Here is an 18,555-nt window from a genome sequence, read left to right as displayed (position 1 = left end):
AACGACTTCCTAAACAGATTCTACCTGCTTAACTGCTTAACAGGAGGTGCGAACTTGGTCAGGTCAATGCCGACCACTGCTGCTTTATATTCATCCATATTAGGAATTCGCCCAAGGATTGCAGACAGAACAACAACGGGTGTAGATGCAAGTAGCGACTCTCCCTTTTTACGCTCTGAATCTTCAACAACTCTGCCTTGAAAAAGACGAGTCGAGGTTGCCAAAACGGTATCCCCTTTCGCTGCTTTTTCCTGATTACCCATGCAAAGGTTACAGCCGGGACGTTCAAGATACATCATATTTTCGTATTCGGTACGTGCCGCTACTTTCGGGGCATTATCGTTGAATTCGAAACCAGAGTACTTCTGCAATACTTCCCAGTCACCTTCTTTTTTCAGCTCTTCTATGATGTTATACGTAGGTGCTGCCACTACAAGCGGTGCATGGAACTCAACTTTACCTTGTTGCTCTTCCAGGTTTTTAAGCATTTGAGAAACAATTTTCAAATCTCCCTTATGAACCATGCAGGAGCCAACAAAACCAAGATCGACTTTTTTATCTCCCCCATAGTGAGAGAGCGTCCGAATGGTATCGTGCGTGTAACGTCTGGAAACATCTTTATTGTTGACGTCAGGATCTGCAATCATTGGCTCTACAATCACATCCAGGTCAATAACGACTTCGGCGTAATACTTTGCATTCGAATCCGGAATAAGACCTGGTTTCTCACCTGATTTAATCTCTGCGATTCTCTTATCAGCTTTATTGATCAGTCCCTGAAGAACCTGTCTGTGATTGTCCATGCCCTTATCGATCATGATCTGGATTCTGCCTTTTGCAATATTCAGTGATTCAATCAGGGTGTCATCCTCAGAGATACAGATGGAGGCTTTTGCCTTCATCTCCGCGGTCCAGTCTGTAAAAGTAAATGCCTGGTCAGCAGGAAGTGTTCCAAGATGTACCTCAATGATTCTACCCTGAAATACATTCTCTCCACCAAACTTCTGAAGCATCTGAGCTTGTGTAGCATGAACCACGTCACGGAAATCCATATAATCCTTCATGTCGCCCTTGAACGTTACCTTCACTGACTCAGGAATTGGCATGGATGCCTCGCCCGTAGCAAGTGCAAGCGCAACTGTTCCGGAATCAGCACCAAAAGCAACACCTTTAGACATTCTTGTGTGAGAGTCGCCACCGATGATGATCGCCCACTCGTCCACAACGATGTCGTTAAGAACTTTGTGAATCACATCAGTCATGGAGTGATATTCACCTTTCGGGTCACGTGCCGTGATAAGACCGAAATCATTCATAAACTTCATCAGTTTTGGAATGTTTGCCTGCGCTTTTTTATCCCATACTGATGCCGTGTGACAGCCTGATTGGTATGCGCCGTCAACGATTGGCGAAATAACCGTGGCAGCCATTGACTCCAATTCCTGAGAAGTCATAAGACCCGTTGTATCCTGTGATCCAACAATGTTAACCTCTACCCGAACATCTGAACCGGCGTGTAAAACTTTACCCGGAGTCAGACCGACAGCGTTTTTATTAAATATTTTTTCAACTGCTGTAAGACCTTGTCCCTCGTAAGAAATCTCTTTTGACGGAGCATATACAAGAGGAATTTCGATCTCCAAAATCTTCGATGCGATTGTCTGGATCTTTTTACCAAATACAATAGCGTATGAACCACCAGCTTTTATAAATTCCATTTTCTGAGGCGTAAGTGCCTTAGAAATGTCAATCAATTCCTGATCGCCATTATATAATTTCTTCGTTCTCGTATTGATTGTAAGAACAGTGCCCGTGGCAACAGAGTATACCTCTTCAAGAACAGGATCACCACTTTCGTTACGGACAATTTTACCATCCGCATCAAGCTTTTTAACCCAGTTTTTCAGGTCAATACCGATACCACCTGTAACGTCAACGGTAGTAAGGAAAATCGGAGAAATACCGTTTGTACCGCCAACAATCGGAGCAATATTTACGAATGGTATATACGGACTCGCTTTTTTACCAGTCCAAAGAGCAACATTATTCACCCCTGACATTCTGGATGATCCTACACCCATGGTGCCACGTTCAGCAATCAGCATAACGCTTTTGTCAGGATGTTGAGCTTGCAAGGATTGTATTTCATCCTGTGCCTGAGGCGTAATCATACACTTACCGTGAAGTTCACGGTCTGAGCGAGAGTGAGCCTGGTTGCCCGGAGAAAGTAAATCGGTTGAAATATCACCTTCACCAGCGATAAAAGTAACTATCTTGATTTCTTCAGGTACCTCTGGAAGTTTAGTGAAAAACTCAGCCTGTGCGTAACTTTCAATTATCTCGATAGCGGTTTCATTTCCTTCTTTAAATGCAACCCGTAAACGGTCTACATCCGTATCATAAAGGAAAACCTGCGTTTTAAGAACCTTTGCAGCTTCTTTTGCAATAGAGATATCATCACCCAAAGCCAGGTCAAGTAGTACTTCAATGGAAGGGCCACCTTTCATATGAGACAATAGCTCAAAAGCGAAAGCAGGCGAAATTTCCGGCAATACGGATTCCCCGAGAATGATCTCTTTTAAGAATCTGGCTTTTACACCCGCAGCGCTAGTGGTTCCTGGTAAGGTGTTGGAAATAAAAAATTTAAGAGAGTCTTCCCGATGCTCGTTAGCTAAATCTTTAATTTGTGCAATGATTTCACCTAGCAATTCGGCACCATCAATTGGCTTCGGATTAAGCCCCTGAGCTTTTCTTTCTTCAATCTCTTTGATGTAATCCTTATAAATATTCATTAATCAAAATTGGGATTATCTGTTGTCATTAAATCGTGCGAAAATACAAAATTTACATAATATGAGACAGTGTTCGTGACGTATTTTGATACTATTTAGCATCATTATGAACTACTGTCCTGTTAATACAACCCTGCAGCTGCGGATTTTGTTCTTAAACAGCAGGTTTAATTGGTAATTTACCTTACTTAGGAAATGACTCAGAGGACTTCAAAATCAAATTTATAACATACCTTTTGACAAGTACTTTGATTTTTTGCTGCTTTCTGCCCTATATTTGAGCTCCAAAGAACCACCTAGTATCTTAATTCAAAAATTATGTCAAAAAATCTGGTGATCGTAGAGTCACCGGCGAAGGCCAAAACCATAGAAAGTTATTTAGGGACAGACTTTATCGTTAAATCCAGTTTTGGGCATGTACGTGACCTTCCCGAACATGATATGGGTGTCGATGTAGACAATGGTTTTCTGCCGTCTTACGAAGTCTCAGGTGACAAGGTGAAAGTCATTAATGAGTTAAAAAAATTAGCGAAAGGCGCGGAAGTGTGGCTTGCAACTGACTCCGACCGTGAAGGGGAAGCCATATCGTGGCACCTCAAAGAGGCCTTAGGGTTGCCGGATGACACAAAACGTATCGTTTTTCGTGAAATTACCAAAACAGCTTTACAAAATGCCATTGCCACGCCGCGTGTTATAGATGTAGATCTTGTAAACGCACAGCAGGCACGCCGGATCCTGGATCGTCTGGTGGGTTATGAACTTTCTCCTATATTATGGAAGAAGATACGGATTGGAAAAACCAACCTTTCCGCCGGACGGGTACAATCTGTGGCGGTACGTATTATTGTAGAGCGTGAAAGAGAAATTGATTCTTTCAAATCAAAAGGAAGTTTCAAGATCACGGCTCATTTTAATTTGGGAAATGGTAAAGTTTTAAATGCAGAATTACCAAAAAACTTTGCTGAGGAAACAGATGCAATGACATTTTTAGAAAAATGTATCAAAGCAACATTTTCAATAAAAAACCTCGAAGTAAAACCTGCTAAAAAAACACCTGCACCACCATTTACAACTTCTACTTTACAACAGGAAGCTTCACGCAAGCTTAGCTTTTCAGTACTTCAAACGATGACCGTAGCACAACGGTTATATGAAGCTGGTAAGATATCGTATATGCGTACCGATTCGACGAATTTATCGGAAGAAGCTTTGGAAAAAGCACGGGTACAGATTACAAGTGAATACGGCCCTGAGTTTTATAATAAAAGGGTCTTTAAGACTAAAAATGAATCAGCCCAGGAAGCGCACGAAGCCATTCGCCCAACAGACTTTTCTACTTTGCAGGGAAGCGGAGACCGAAATGAGCAGCGTCTGTATGAACTGATATGGAAACGCGCGATTGCTTCTCAAATGGCTGATGCTCAACTTGAAAGAACAACGGCAACAATTGGCATTTCCACAACAAATGAAGAATTGGTAGCACAAGGTGAAGTTATCAAGTTTGAAGGATTTTTGAAGGTATATCTTGAATCGAATGACGATGAAGACGAAGAGCAAAAAGGAATGCTTCCTCCTTTAAATATCAACCAGATTCTTAACCTTTCGGATATGAAAGCGACGGAGCGTTTCACACGTAACCCGCCACGTTATACTGAAGCGAGTTTGGTTAAGAAACTGGAAGAAATGGGAATCGGACGTCCGTCTACGTACGCACCGACGATTTCTACGATTATCAGAAGAGAATATGTTATCAAGGAAGATCGTGAAGGAACGGAGCGTGCATTTAAGGAAATGACGCTTTCCAATGACGAAATAAAAAGTGTTGTAAATAAGGAAATTTACGGGACTGAAAAGTCAAAATTATTCCCTACAAGTACGGGGATGGTTGTAAATGATTTTCTTGTCAATCACTTTAAAGATATTATTGATTATTCTTTTACCGCCAGTGTTGAAAAAGACTTTGACCATATCGCCGACGGACAACTTGCCTGGCAGAAAATGATCACTGACTTTTACACGCCTTTCCATAAAAAAGTAGACGAAGCAAAAGAAGAAGCGATTGATCGCAGTCTTACGTCAAGAGAACTTGGAGAAGATCCGGCAACCGGCAAAAAAATCACAGTACGCATCGGGAAGTATGGCCCATATGTTCAGATCGGTGATGCAGAAGATGAAGACAAGCCAAAATTTGCCAGTTTGAAAAAAGGCCAGCTGATGGAAAACATTACGCTGGACGAAGCCTTTGAACTTTTCAAACTTCCTCGTACCGTTGGTCTTTTTGAAGATTCGGAAATGATTGTGAGTGTTGGTAAATTTGGCCCCTACGTAAAACATGGCGGCAAATATTATTCGCTTGCCAAAACGGATGATCCGATGGCAGTGACAGAAGATCGTCTTGTTGAAATCATTGAAGTAAAACGCGTTTCAGATAGTAACAAAACGATTAAGGAATTCGCAGAAAATGCTGATGTGAAAGTACTTAACGGACGTTACGGCCCTTATGTAGCTTTTGAGAAACGCAATCTAAAAATTCCAAAAGGAACAGAACCAGCTGATTTGACTTACGAAGCTATCTTGCAAATAGCGGCTGATACTCCCGATAAACCAACCGGAAGAGGCGGTTTCAAAAAAGCAGCGCCAAAAGCAGCGGCAGCGGAAAAAGCTCCGGCAGCAAAAAAGCCAGCCGCTAAGAAACCAGCTGCTAAAAAAACAGCTGCTAAGAAAACGACTAAGAGTTAAGATGATCTGAACCGGATCTTGTATTATTAACGAGCCGAAAGCTGACCGCCGACGGCCGAAAGCCAAAATATGAAAAAGCTCGTTGTTCTTTCAGGTGCCGGAATTAGTGCTGAAAGCGGAATTAATACATTTCGTGACAGTGGCGGTTTATGGGAAAATCACCGGATTGAAGACGTAGCGACACCGGAGGCCTGGCGCAGAAACCAGGAACTGGTATTAAATTTTTATAACGAAAGAAGAAAACAGGCGCTTTCTGTAAAACCAAATGCGGCGCATTATGCTTTGGTTGAACTTGAAAAATATTATGACGTGCGGATTATCACACAAAATGTTGATAATCTGCATGAAATTGCGGGCTCTAAAAACGTCCTTCATTTACACGGCGAACTATTTAAGTCGGAAAGCACAAAAAATCCGGAACTTGTTTATAACATGGATTCCTGGGAATTGAAAACGGGAGATTTGTGTGAATTGGGCAGTCAGCTCCGGCCGCATATTGTCTGGTTTGGAGAAGCAGTTCCTAAGATGGACATCGCCATTGATATCACGGAACAAGCTGATATTTTTGTGGTGATAGGAACTTCTATGGCAGTTTATCCCGCAGCTGGTCTTGTTAACTACGTAGGTTATAACATACCGATTTATATCATCGATCCTGCCAAACCTGATATTAGCTTCAAGAACAACATGACTTTTATTCAGGAAAAAGCTTCTGTCGGAATGGAAAAACTGAAAGAAGAATTGGGTATTAGCTTTTAGGAGAGAGACAATCATCGTTGTTATACTCTTCATTATTTATTTAAAATTGATCATTATATTTTTCAAATAAAAATGCAACTACTTGACGGAAAGGCTATTTCGGCCCAAATTAAGTCAGAGATAAAAATTGAGGTTGAAAACTGGATCGCTGCGGGTGGGAAAAAACCACATTTAGCGGCTATTCTGGTTGGCCAGGATGGCGCTAGTGAAACGTACGTAGCTTCCAAAATTCGCAGCTGTGAGGAAATTGGCTTCACTTCTACCCTGCTTCGTTTTGGACCAGAAACGACAGAAACTGAACTTCTGGAAGCGGTAGACTCCTTGAACAAAAATCCAGATGTCGATGGATTTATCGTTCAGTTACCTTTGCCAAAACATATTTCTGAAAATACCATTATGGAAGCCGTTGATCCGTCGAAAGATGTGGATGGTTTTCACCCGATTAATGTGGGAAGAATGTGTAAAGGACTTCCGGCATACATTTCTGCAACGCCTTTCGGAATTTTAGAAATGCTTATTCGTGCAGGAATTGAAACGTCAGGAAAACATTGTGTGGTTATCGGCCGCAGCCAGATTGTTGGTTTGCCGATGAGTATTTTGATGCAGCGTAATGAATATCCGGGAAACTGTACCGTAACTATCACTCATAGTAAAACGCAAAATCTGAAAGAAATCTGCCAGACTGCCGATATCCTGATCGTCGCTCTGGGGCGTCCTGAATTTGTAACAGCTGATTATATTAAAGAAGGTGCCGTTGTTGTGGACGTAGGAATTACACGTGTTGAAGATGCAACCAAGAAAAGTGGATTTGCGATTAAAGGTGATGTAAATTTTGCTGATGTTGCGCCAAAAAGCAGTTTCATTACTCCGGTTCCTGGTGGAGTTGGTTTGATGACTATTTGTGGATTGCTTACTAATACTTTGAAAGCGGCGAGGAAAGAGATTTATAAGTAAATTCTCTGATTGACTCAGGAAATTAAGAATTGCTAAAAGCAGGAAATTGAAATCATTTTTCATTTCCTGCTTTTTTGCTTTCAGATTATTTTATTCAAATTTTGATTAACCAAACGCATTCATTTTTTAAACTTATTTTGTTTTATTACGTTTGATAAAATAAACCAAAAGATTATGAATAAGTTGATCCTGGCTGAAACAAAAGAGGTTAGCAAAACAAAGAGAGCTAAGTCCGAAATGTTCCAAAAAATGTTGGATGATAATAAAACGATACACTCATTTCTGGATGGAGAGATTTCCAAAGAAGAGCTAGATTCTAAAGGTATCAGATTTGTCCAACCCTTATAATTATTTTTCGTCGGATAGTTCTGATGCGACTGATACCATATTTCTCACTGAGTATGGAATAAAATATCTTATTTATCTGACCGACGCCAGCGGATATTTTCCAGCTTATCCCGAATTCAATTTTAATATCTTCATGTTTGGTTTCAAACCGGATCAAACTCCGACTAAGAATGATCCGAGAGTTAAGGATACTATCATTCAATTTTTAGCAAAATATTTCAGGACTAAACCAAATAATGCGCTGATTTTTGTCTGCGACACATCGGACAAAAGACAAGATGCTCGTTTTAAGATTTTTAACAACTGGTTTGATGAAAATAGTAAAATATCAGCAGAAGATTTTAACATTCTAAAAACTGATATTAGTTTTTGTGATGAAAATGACACCAATTGTGCTCACGCCTCATTGTTGATCTCAATACATAATCCTGCGTTAAATAAAATTATGATTGCTTTTCAGGAATTAGACAGGAATTTTAGAGCCAAATATGACAATGAATAAATCCCAGGTTTTCCTTTGTCTTTATAAATAATAAACCATTTCAACTTGCTCAAATCAAATTTTGCTAAAAATTTTGTCATTTCTTTGTAACTTTCTCGCAAAGGTTATTACATGAGCATCGTCAGCAATAATATAAAATATCTCCGTAGGCTTAATGGCCTTACACAAGAGCAATTTGCACGTAAAATTGCTATCAAGAGGTCTCTTCTGGGAGCTTATGAGGAAGCACGCGCAAATCCAAATCTGACCAATTTGAAAAATATGGCGTCAGCTTTTGGTATCACGGTAGACAATTTGCTAAAAAATGATTTGAGGCGAATCCGGGAGACGCCGGATCTTTCGTTGCCCCTGAACGGAACAAGACCCATGACCGTTTCGCATTCCGGTGCGTCCGTGACGCCTCCGCGGATGCCAACGTACGCAGAACCGCAGCCGCTATCCAAGATCATGGACAATTATCAGCAGCCGGAGCCTTCGATCCGGGTGGTGGCCAGACAAGTGACGCTTAAACCTGTCAATGGAAATACTTATCAGCCACCAATAACACAGCCATCATACACTCCCACGCCTGTACCACAGTCAAATTCGATGGATCCCAGAATGCCTGTTTTCAATAATCAGTATGCTATTAGTTCAGAGCCTACCACAAGTTATAGAGAAGACAGATCCACGAATTATCCAACGATCCAGTGGGTTAGTAAAAACCAATGGCTTGAATACATTGCCAATTACCAAAATCCGGCATTTTTAACACATTTGCCTTCTTTTCAATTGCCCAATTTGCCGTCAGGGTATTACCGTGCTTTTGAAAGCGGGACCGATTTTGAATATCCCGGATCTTTACTCGTTGGTTCTTTTATCAGAAACTGGTACGAAATAAAGGATGGTTCGAATTATCTTTTCGTTCTTAAAAACCAGGGTTTTCTTTACAGAAAAGCATTTAACCAGGTTAAAACGAAAGGAACACTATTATTAAGTTCTGACATTTCCGGCATTCCTGAGCTGGAAGCTGCCCTGCATGATGTGCTGGAAGTTTGGGAGGTAAAAGCTTTTATTAGCCTGCAATTGCCCAATCCTTCTCCTGCTATGGATCGAATCGGGCAATTGGTTGATGAGCTGCAAATTGAACTAAGTCGTACTAAACCTTTCGGCGGATTACCTTACTAATTTAGAAAACAGAGATTCGATCATTTGAAGATCTTTGCTTTTGGCAGTTGTTTCTACAACCGCCACACCTAGCTGATACCAAAGCTGGTCGCCGGTATAAATATATTTACCACCCTTTTTCGGTTTTGTCTCAGAAGCATTATCATAAACAAATTCAGCACGATAAACAGTATCCATTACTTTTTGCAAAAATCCCCAGTCCAGTAACTTGGCAGAACCACCGTTTTCGCTCATTGTAAAAATTTTCGTAGCAAAAGATGCCTTTAACGCTACTTCACTTGCAGGCTCTGCATCAAGATCCAGATATGTTAATTCAAACGGAAGTTCGCGGCCTGATGTTTCCAAAATTGCCTGCATAAACTCCTGAAGAAAATAAACCCAGCGTTCTTTATCCACCGGATAAACCGTTACGCGCTTATCATTTTCTTCAATTTCTATTTCAACAAAATCTTCAAATTCCTTCTCTTCACGCTGACGGATGATTTTGGAAGAGGTATAAATCTTTTCAAATTCTTTGATCCAGTTAGCAGGAACAGCACCTTTCCAGCTAAAATCATCGTCCATTGTAAATCCTTCATCCAGAATTTCGTCTTCTTCAAGATCCTCGCGATCCGTATATTTAATCGAAAAATCAACACTTAAATCATCTTCCGAAACCAACTGTAATTTCATTGTCTGAAAGTTGGCAAAAGGCGCAGGAACAACTGGTGCAGTCTGATAGCGAATGATATAGAAACCGGGAATTTGAATATTTTTATCCATGTAAATTATATGTATGGTATTGATAAGAAACTAACAAGACGAATGGTTCACAGTTTTTGATCAAATATTAAAAAAGCTGTGCGACGTTTATCGATCTTGTCAGTCGGTGTTTTTATAAATTCGTCCACAAAGTAAACATGTTTTGGTGTTTCATAGGTTGAAATACCTTTTCTTATTTCGTCAATAAGCATTTTGCCCGACAAAGTTTCTGACGATTTTTGAACAATTAATATCAATTTCTGCCCAAGTAATTCATCAGCTTCAAACCAGGAAAAGAAATTATTTTCATATCCCAAATCATAAAATACTTCGGCAACTATCTCATCTACTTTATCTAAAACAATTTTAACGCCTCCGGAATTAATCACATTATCAATTCTTCCCAGCCAGTTAAAAGTATTTTCAGACGTTATTTCAGCTAAATCATTTGTCTGTATTTTTTCTCCATTTGTTACCGTTCCTCCAACAAAAAGACACCCGCGCTCGTCCAGTCCAAATTCAATTCCTGGTAAAACTTTGTAATCCTTTTCGATTTCCGGACAATTAAGTTTTCTTAATGCCACGTGAGAAACAGTTTCCGTCATACCATAACTTTGATAAACCGGGATGGGTAACAAATCAATTTGTTTTTGTAATTGAATACCAACAGGAGCTCCCCCCAACAGAATTTTCCCCAGATTTCGAATATGCTTATTCGTATTTTCATCCGATAAAATCGTTGAAAGTTGCAAAGGCACCATCGCTACAAAATCGAAAAAAGGATCTTTAAATTCAGACAATGGATTTGACGACGGCTCTACAATACTTAGCTCCCACCCTAATTCCATCCCCCGAACCAGCATCATAACTCCTGCAATGTAGGACACATTTAAACAGACCAAAGCTCGGGTTCCTTTTCCAAGATCAAGTGCCTGACCGGTCATCGCCGCGCTGCTGCTTAACTGGTTTCTGTTTACTAAAATATCTTTTGGCGTGCCAGTCGAGCCGGAGGTATGCAGTGTGAATTCCGACTGTCCGTTCTGCCAGGAAATCATAAAATCGTAAGCCTTACGGAAATACGGATCTTCGGGAGGAGATTGTCTTTGTATTAAAGTTGTGTTTGTATTCCAAATCATTTTATTGCCGGATGTACCAATGCCCGAAAGTTATCATTTTGTTTTTGACGGAAAGATAAACAATCCGTAATTTCGCCAATTAGTTCGAATGATCGCTTCAAAACGACAGTGATCATTTATTTCCACTCATTCACAGATTGCTTGTATGTCTAGTTCAATAAAATGGGAAACCATTAAAGAATATCAGGAAATTCTTTTTACAATACACGAAGGAATTGCTAAAATCAGTATTAACCGCCCACAAGTACATAACGCTTTCACTCCGCTGACTGTCACAGAAATGATTGACGCGATGCACATTTGCCGCGATGATACACGAATTGATGTGATTATACTAACGGGCGAAGGCGGAAAAGCATTCTGTTCCGGTGGTGACCAATCCGTTCGCGGACATGGAGGATACATTGGCGAAGATCATGTTCCGCGCTTAAATGTCCTGGATCTGCAAAGAATGATTCGTTCGATCCCTAAGGCCGTAATCGCGATGGTTGCTGGCTGGGCTATTGGCGGAGGACACGTACTTCACGTAATTTGTGATTTATCCATTGCTGCTGAAAATGCACGTTTCGGGCAAACCGGTCCAAAAGTTGGAAGTTTCGACGGTGGTTTTGGCGCATCTTATCTTGCCCGCGTTGTTGGACAAAAAAAAGCACGGGAAATCTGGTTCCTTTGTGATCAGTATGATGCGCAGGAAGCTTTACAGATGGGATTGGTCAACAAAGTTGTTCCTTTGGAAGACCTTGAAACGACAACCGTTGAATGGTGTAAAAAAATTCAGCAAAAAAGTCCCTTATCAATCCGTATGCTTAAAAGTTCTTTCAACGCAGAACTTGACGGACAAGCCGGAATCCAGGAACTTGCCGGAAACGCTACGTTGCTATACTATCTAAGCGAAGAAGCCAAAGAAGGACAAAGATCTTTCCTTGAAAAACGGGATCCTGATTTTAGTAAATTTCCAAAATTTCCTTGATATAGTGGAGAGTTGAAAGTTTGGCAATTTGGAAGATTAGGATCTTCAAATTTACTGATAAATGAACTTTCAACTCTCCAGAATAACACTCGCACAACAACTTTCACCCGGGCGCCGGCCGCTCTCAACTCTCAATTTCAACTAAAAAAAATGAACTACTGGCTTATCAAATCTGAACCTTTCAAATATTCATGGGACCACTTCGTTGAAGAGGGAAAATCCATGTGGGACGGGGTTCGCAGTTACGAGGCACGTAATAATATGATGGCAATGAAAGCCGGCGATCTTGCTCTTTTTTATCATAGCAATGAAGGAAAAGAAGTTGTCGGTCTGGCAAAAGTATCGAAAGAACATTACCCCGATCCAACCACAGAGGATGATCGCTGGGTGGTAGTGGAATTTGTTCCCGTTGAACGTTTCCCAAAAACCGTTACATTAGCACAAATAAAAGCAGACGAAAGTTTAAAGGATATGGCGTTGATCCGTCAGTCCAGATTGTCCGTAATTCCGGTTAAAGCAGAAGAATTTGATCATATTGTTGGATTAGCACATGCTTAAAAATCATCGTTTCCTTTACCTGGCAACACAGGTAGTGTTTTGTTTTCTGATTATTTCTTACCGCGCATCCGCACAGGTTGTAAAACGGATAGAACTCCCTTTACAAAATATAAATGCAGCATTTCAAACAATGCCGTTGGGTGACAAAGGCGTGTTATTGATTTCAAAGCCAGATAGAGGAACGTACAATGTTCAAAAATTCGATACCAATCTTGACCGCGTCTGGTCAATAGACGGACCGGTAGAATCTAATCTGGATTATGTCGCTTCGTGTTACGACGGCCAGTCCGTTTTCCTACTATTCAGCAAATATCGCAGCTCACTTTACCAGATCGTCAAGGTTAATATTGGGCCGGGTTTTGTAGAAACTTTCACAATCAATACAATTGACAGGTTTGAAATCACTGATTTTAAAACCTTAGGTTATGCCGTTTTTATGGCCGGAATGGTGAGGAACGAACCAGTTTTGATCCATACTAATTTAACCACTTCTCAAACTCGGGTGTTGCCAAGTGCTATTAAAGGCTCCAACGCTATTCAAACTGTCGAAGTAGACACCACACATCATTTGGTCAATGTTTGTTTTGCTGTAAAAAAAGGACGTCAGACAAAAATCGTGGCTCGTTCCTATGAAGAAACAGGAGAACTTTATGTGCAGGCATCTATCGACCCGGAAGATGACTTTTCGTTGTTGAGCGGCCGTTTACAGATATTAAACGATTCGGTTCGCATGGTAATAGGAACGTATGGATATCGCAACATGCAGAGTACCAGCAATGCGGCTTCTCAGGGACTTTACATTACCAAAATTGTTAACGACGAAATTGTTTTCACCCGTTACCACAGCTTCACCGATTTCAGCAATTTCTTTAATTATATGAATGAGCGACAACAGGAAAAAATGGAGCGCAAAATTCGTAAAAAGAAAGAAAACGGTGATGATCTCAAACTGAACTACCGGCTTTTGGTACATGATATCGTTCCAAAAAACAACCAGTTTTTGCTGGTTGCTGAGGTTTTCTATCCTGAATATCGATACCAGAATCAGAATATGATGGGCGGATTTGGCTATGGCTCTATGATGATGGGAGGTTATCCATTCGGAACGGGTTTGTACAATCCTTATTTATGGAACCCGATGTACGGTGGGCGGGGAGGTTACAATCAGCAAATTTTTGACGGTTTTACTTATACGCACGCAATCGTAGCCGATGTTGATCAAAACGGAAAACTACTTTGGGACAACAGCATCAGCTTTGATAATGTACGCAGTATGGAGCTTCGTGAAAAAATAAAAGTACAAAGTGAAGCCAACGGTACTACCCAACTTGTATACAGCCATAACGGCGGTATTCGCAGCAAAATAATAAAAGGCAGCAAGGTTCTGGACAACAACCGAATTGTTGACAACGGTACTACTGTTGAAGGCGATAAAGTACGGAAAACATCTACGGACGATATCGATTACTGGTTTGATAATTTCTATATTGCCTGGGGCGAACAACGTATCAGCAACGCTCAGGGAGACGCCCAGACACGTGGCAGGCGTAATGTTTATTATTTAAACAAAATTTCATTTTAAGTTGTTGGCGCTTAGCTCAAAGTAACGATAGAATAGGTCGTAACAAAAGCCATTAACAATTTACCACTAATAATTAATCATTAAATAAGTGATACTTCTTTCACCAGAACAACATACAGAGTATCAATTAATTGATACCGGAGGATTTGAAAAACTGGAACGTTTTGGATCTTTTATTCTTTCTCGTCCCGAACCTCAGGCAATCTGGGATAAGTCTATGAGCGAAAAGGAATGGGCCGACAAATCCAGCGCCGTTTTCAAACGGGATAAAAATTCCCAGGAAAAAGGTCAGTGGGTTTCCCAACCGGATATGCCGGATCGTTGGGTGATGCAATATCGTTCGGGCCCCTTACATTTACGTGCGAAACTGGCTTTGTCTTCTTTTAAACACGTGGGCGTTTTTCCTGAACAGGCAACAAACTGGGATTATATTGCTAAAAAAGTTAAGCAGATTCCAGAGGATAAACCAAATGTTTTAAACCTATTCGCCTATACCGGCCTAGCTTCTCTGGCGGCAAAAGCATCCGGCGCGGACGTTACACACGTGGATTCTGTGAAGCAGGTTATTAACTGGTCGAGAGAAAACATGGAACTGAGCGGACTGGATAATATTCGCTGGGTTGTTGAAGATGCGTTGAAATTTGTAAACCGCGAAGTTCGTCGGGGAAATCAATACAACGGAATAATTCTTGATCCTCCTGCATACGGACGTGGACCGGATGGAGAAAAATGGCTTTTGGAAGAAAATCTGAATGAGATACTTCGCCTTTGTGCTTTGTTATTGAAAAAGGAAAACTTCTTTTTTATTATCAATTTATATTCCTTGGGATTCTCTGCTTTGATACTGGAAAACCTGATTAAAGCACATTTTGGTGATCAGATTAATCATGAATTTGGTGAATTATTTATCCCCGATTCTTTTGGCAAAAACTTACCATTAGGCGTATTTTCACGTTTTTCCGATCAAAAAGTATAAATTTGAACAGTTTGATGACATTTGCAGTTGAATAGTATTAGGTAATTCAACAGTATTGCTTGAGAGGAATTCTTTTTAAATGAAAAAACGCCGTTTCTTATTTAGTGTTTTAATGCTTCTGGCAACTTTGTCGGGAAGCATATTACAGTCATGTCAAAGTGATGCAAGAAACGCTACGCGCATACCTCCCACTGTCAAAAAAGCAAAAAAACAATGGCAGGATGATGCGCTGCAATCTTTGTCGGATCTTATTATCCGCAATACCGATACTGATTTAAACTACTTCAAAAGAGCTCGTATTTATTTTGACCGCGAGCAATATTCACTTGCGCTTGAAGATATCAATGAGGCAATTAATGAAAAAGATAATGTGGGTGAATATTTTCTTTTGAGAGGAAAAGTTAACCGCGAAATTGGCGAAATTGATAATGCCCTCGAAGATGCCGAACGTGCCGAGGCCTTGCAGCAAAGCAGTCCGGATCTATATGTTTTGCTGGCAGATATTTTCCAGGTTAAAAATAAATTCCGGGAAGCAAATAAATATCTTGTCCAGGCTATGAAAATGGCCCCTTATGATGGTTCTGCTTATTATGTAAAAGGAATGCTGCTTGCCCGCCAGGGAGATTCTCTGGCAAGTCTGGCAAATTTAAACAGCGCAATTGCTATGAATCCGCGTTTGATACGGGCTTATCAGCAAAGCACTATTATTTACAGAAAATTGTTAAACTTTGATCTGGCACTTGCTTTTAATAACAAGGCTATTAAAAGGTTTCCAAATAATGCTGAATTGTATTTTGAGAGGGGTGATATTTATAAAAATCTTTCTGTGACAGATACGGCGCTTGTTTATTATCGCAAAGCCACCTCTATAAACCCTAAATTGGGTGAGGCGTTTTTCCAGATTGGCGCTCTGGAAGTAAAACAGAGAGGTTATTATGACGCATTACTTGCTTTTCAGAAGTTGATCCAGATTAATCCTAATCATCCACAGATTAATTACCTGGTAGCTTATTGTTACGAAAAATTAGGGAATGATATCAAAGCCAAAGAATATTTCACCTACGAAACAGAAAAAAATCCGGCTGATCAAATGGCCTTGAATGGTTTGTGGCGTGTTAAACAACGCGAAAATGGACGACTGTTCCCCTCTTATTATCCGGAAGATGCTATTGAGATCGATTACAAAACGCTGGATAGTTCAAGGGTGAAAATTGACATGATAAAACCGCGGGGAACCACAAATATGAGAATTGATTCCTCTCGAAATGCTAAAATTCAATAGATTTGTAAGATATACGAGTAATAGAATTATTTTTTTGAATGAAAGACGAGTCTCTAATTAAAATAACCCTGCCCGACGGTAGCGTGCGTGAATACGAAAAAGGCATCACTGCCCATGGTATAGCACTGAGTATCAGTGAAGGTCTGGCCCGTAATGTTATTGCGGCCAAAGTAAACGGTGAAGTGTGGGATCCTACGCGCGCTATTGAAAAAGATTCACTGGTAGTTTTACTCACGTGGAATGACGAGGATGGTAAAGCAACATTCTGGCATTCTTCTGCCCACTTATTGGCCGAAGCATTGGAAGCGCTGTATCCGGGAGTTAAATTAGGCACGGGCCCTTCGATCGAAAAAGGATTTTATTATGACGTGGATTTGGGTGAAAACACAATCTCATCTGATGATTTTCCAAAAATTGAAGCAAAAATGCTTGAATTGGCACGTCAGAAAAATGAATACAAACGTATTCCGATCAGCAAGCAGGATGCACTTGATTTCTTTACCAAAAAAGGTGATGAATACAAACTCGAACTGATTGATGGTCTGGAAGATGGATCGATTACGCTTTATGAGCAAGGTGCATTTACTGACCTTTGCCGCGGGCCGCATATTCCAAATACAAGCATTATCAAAGCTGTAAAGCTTACCAATATAGCTGGCGCTTACTGGCGTAACAAGCAGGAAAACAAAATGCTGACCCGTATTTACGGGATTACTTTTCCAAAACAAAAAGAACTGGAAGAGTATGTCGTTTTGATGGAGGAAGCAAAAAAACGCGATCACCGTAAGCTGGGAAAAGAACTTGAATTGTTCGCTTTCTCTGAAAAGGTTGGTCAGGGTTTACCGTTGTGGCTTCCAAAAGGTGCCATGCTGCGTGAACGTTTGCAGGCATTTTTGAGCAAAGCGCAGTCAAGAGCAGGTTATTTGCCGGTTGTTACTCCGCATATTGGTAGCAAAGAATTATATGTAACTTCTGGCCACTGGGATAAATATGGCAAGGATTCATTCCAGCCGATTAAAACACCAAACCCGGGAGAAGAATATTTGTTGAAACCGATGAACTGTCCGCATCACTGCGAGATATACAAAACTTCACCGCGTTCTTACAAAGATCTTCCATTACGTTTCTCTGAATTTGGAACTGTTTATCGTTACGAGCAAAGCGGCGAATTACACGGTTTGACCCGTGTACGAGGGTTTACTCAGGATGATGCGCATATTTTCTGTCGTCCTGATCAGGTGAAAGAAGAATTTATCAGGGTGATTGATCTTGTTTTGTATGTTTTCAAATCATTAGGTTTTGACGATTACAGCGCACAGATTTCACTGCGTGATCCTAACGATAAGCAAAAATATATTGGGAAAGATGAGGATTGGGAACGTGCTGAAAGTGCGATCATCGAAGCTTCTGCTGAGCGTGGATTGAGCACAGTTACCGAACTTGGTGAGGCTGCGTTTTACGGTCCAAAACTGGATTTCATGGTGCGTGATGCTTTGGGAAGAAAATGGCAGCTTGGAACTATTCAGGTTGATTACCAGCTTCCGCAACGTTTTGAACTTGAATATACCGGTTCTGACAATCAGAAACACAGACCTGTAATGATCCACCGCGCACCGTTTGGTTCGATGGAACGTTTCATTGCTATTTTGATCGAAAACTCCGCGGGCCAATTCCCGTTATGGTTATCACCTGATCAAATTGCGATTTTACCTATTTCTGAAAAATATGCAGAATATGCGGACCAGGTATTTTTGCAATTACAGGAACATGATATCCGTGGATTTATTGATCATCGTGATGAGAAAATTGGTCGTAAGATCCGTGATGCGGAAGTTACCAAAGTTCCTTTCATGTTAATTGTAGGAGAAAAAGAAGCAGCAGACGGTACATTATCGGTGCGTAGAAAAGGTGAAGGGGATTTAGGAAGCATGGCAATTCAGGAATTTGCTGACTATTTTCAAAAAGAAGCAAAAATAATTGGATGATTTTACAATTTTTCTTATTATTCCCGTATTAACGCACTATTTTTGTATCAGCATTGTTAATTTT

Annotated in this window: 15 protein-coding genes; 12 read left to right on the top strand and 3 right to left on the bottom strand. The window is 40.5% G+C overall.

Translation table 11 applies throughout. The features are described from left to right. Nucleotides 1–20: 20 nt before the first annotated feature. The gene (locus tag FDK13_RS27620; protein ID WP_137343258.1) at nt 21–2,792 is read right to left on the bottom strand and encodes a bifunctional aconitate hydratase 2/2-methylisocitrate dehydratase; all 2,772 of its coding nucleotides are present in this window, start codon (nt 2,790–2,792) and stop codon (nt 21–23) included. 318 nt (nt 2,793–3,110) lie between these two features. Here FDK13_RS27620 and topA point away from each other — a divergent pair, with 318 nt between their 5' ends. The 6 genes from topA to FDK13_RS27595 all read left to right on the top strand — a co-directional run bounded on the left by topA (nt 3,111) and on the right by FDK13_RS27595 (nt 9,261). Further along, nucleotides 3,111–5,531, top strand: coding sequence for a type I DNA topoisomerase (gene topA / locus FDK13_RS27615; protein WP_137343257.1), 2,421 nt, complete (start codon nt 3,111–3,113; stop codon nt 5,529–5,531). Nucleotides 5,532–5,600: 69 nt separating this feature from the next. Continuing rightward, nucleotides 5,601–6,290 carry an SIR2 family NAD-dependent protein deacylase gene (locus FDK13_RS27610; protein WP_137343256.1) on the top strand — a complete coding sequence of 230 codons (690 nt, stop codon included), beginning with the start codon at nt 5,601–5,603 and terminating at the stop codon, nt 6,288–6,290. Between the two features lie 72 nt (nt 6,291–6,362). Beyond that, nucleotides 6,363–7,244 (top strand): bifunctional 5,10-methylenetetrahydrofolate dehydrogenase/5,10-methenyltetrahydrofolate cyclohydrolase, encoded by an 882-nt coding sequence (locus FDK13_RS27605; protein ID WP_137343255.1) that lies wholly within the window; start codon nt 6,363–6,365, stop codon nt 7,242–7,244. A gap of 174 nt (nt 7,245–7,418) precedes the next feature. Further along, nucleotides 7,419–7,592: a hypothetical protein gene (locus tag FDK13_RS35590; RefSeq protein ID WP_170982933.1), complete on the top strand. Its 174-nt coding sequence runs from the start codon at nt 7,419–7,421 to the stop codon at nt 7,590–7,592. A gap of 133 nt (nt 7,593–7,725) precedes the next feature. Continuing rightward, nucleotides 7,726–8,094, top strand: a complete 369-nt coding sequence (locus tag FDK13_RS27600) for a DUF6169 family protein (protein ID WP_137343254.1) — start codon at nt 7,726–7,728, stop codon at nt 8,092–8,094. A gap of 111 nt (nt 8,095–8,205) precedes the next feature. Beyond that, on the top strand, nt 8,206–9,261 hold the full coding sequence (locus FDK13_RS27595) for a helix-turn-helix transcriptional regulator (RefSeq protein ID WP_137343253.1): 1,056 nt from the start codon (nt 8,206–8,208) through the stop codon (nt 9,259–9,261). Here the strand turns inward: FDK13_RS27595 and FDK13_RS27590 are convergent. Continuing rightward, on the bottom strand, nt 9,250–10,023 hold the full coding sequence (locus tag FDK13_RS27590) for a hypothetical protein (protein WP_137343252.1): 774 nt from the start codon (nt 10,021–10,023) through the stop codon (nt 9,250–9,252). The two genes, FDK13_RS27595 and FDK13_RS27590, sit on opposite strands and share 12 nt — an antisense overlap. 47 nt (nt 10,024–10,070) lie before the next feature. Next, nucleotides 10,071–11,138, bottom strand: coding sequence for an AMP-binding protein (locus FDK13_RS27585; protein ID WP_137343251.1), 1,068 nt, complete (start codon nt 11,136–11,138; stop codon nt 10,071–10,073). Between the two features lie 145 nt (nt 11,139–11,283). Between FDK13_RS27585 and menB the strand changes: the two genes are divergently transcribed. The 6 genes from menB (at nt 11,284) to thrS (ending at nt 18,491) form a co-directional block, all read left to right on the top strand. Further along, nucleotides 11,284–12,108: a 1,4-dihydroxy-2-naphthoyl-CoA synthase gene (gene menB, locus FDK13_RS27580; protein ID WP_137343250.1), complete on the top strand. Its 825-nt coding sequence runs from the start codon at nt 11,284–11,286 to the stop codon at nt 12,106–12,108. A 150-nt stretch (nt 12,109–12,258) separates the two neighbouring features. Then, nucleotides 12,259–12,666, top strand: a complete 408-nt coding sequence (locus FDK13_RS27575; RefSeq protein WP_137343249.1) for an EVE domain-containing protein — start codon at nt 12,259–12,261, stop codon at nt 12,664–12,666. Then, nucleotides 12,659–14,248: a hypothetical protein gene (locus FDK13_RS27570; RefSeq protein ID WP_137343248.1), complete on the top strand. Its 1,590-nt coding sequence runs from the start codon at nt 12,659–12,661 to the stop codon at nt 14,246–14,248. Before FDK13_RS27575 ends, FDK13_RS27570 begins: the two co-directional genes overlap by 8 nt. Nucleotides 14,249–14,336: 88 nt before the next feature. Next, on the top strand, nt 14,337–15,224 hold the full coding sequence (locus FDK13_RS27565; RefSeq protein WP_137343247.1) for a class I SAM-dependent methyltransferase: 888 nt from the start codon (nt 14,337–14,339) through the stop codon (nt 15,222–15,224). Nucleotides 15,225–15,303: 79 nt separating this feature from the next. After that, on the top strand, nt 15,304–16,506 hold the full coding sequence (locus FDK13_RS27560) for a tetratricopeptide repeat protein (RefSeq protein WP_137343246.1): 1,203 nt from the start codon (nt 15,304–15,306) through the stop codon (nt 16,504–16,506). A 38-nt stretch (nt 16,507–16,544) separates the two neighbouring features. Continuing rightward, a complete protein-coding gene (thrS, locus tag FDK13_RS27555) occupies nt 16,545–18,491 on the top strand; it encodes a threonine--tRNA ligase (protein ID WP_137343245.1) in 1,947 nt (648 codons plus the stop codon). Nucleotides 18,492–18,555 lie beyond the last annotated feature (64 nt).

Source organism: Dyadobacter frigoris, from assembly GCF_005280585.1.
Taxonomy (GTDB): Bacteria; Bacteroidota; Bacteroidia; order Cytophagales; family Spirosomataceae; genus Dyadobacter; species Dyadobacter frigoris.
Note: the sequence above shows the minus strand (reverse complement) of the source record. Positions and strands in the feature narration are given on the sequence as shown.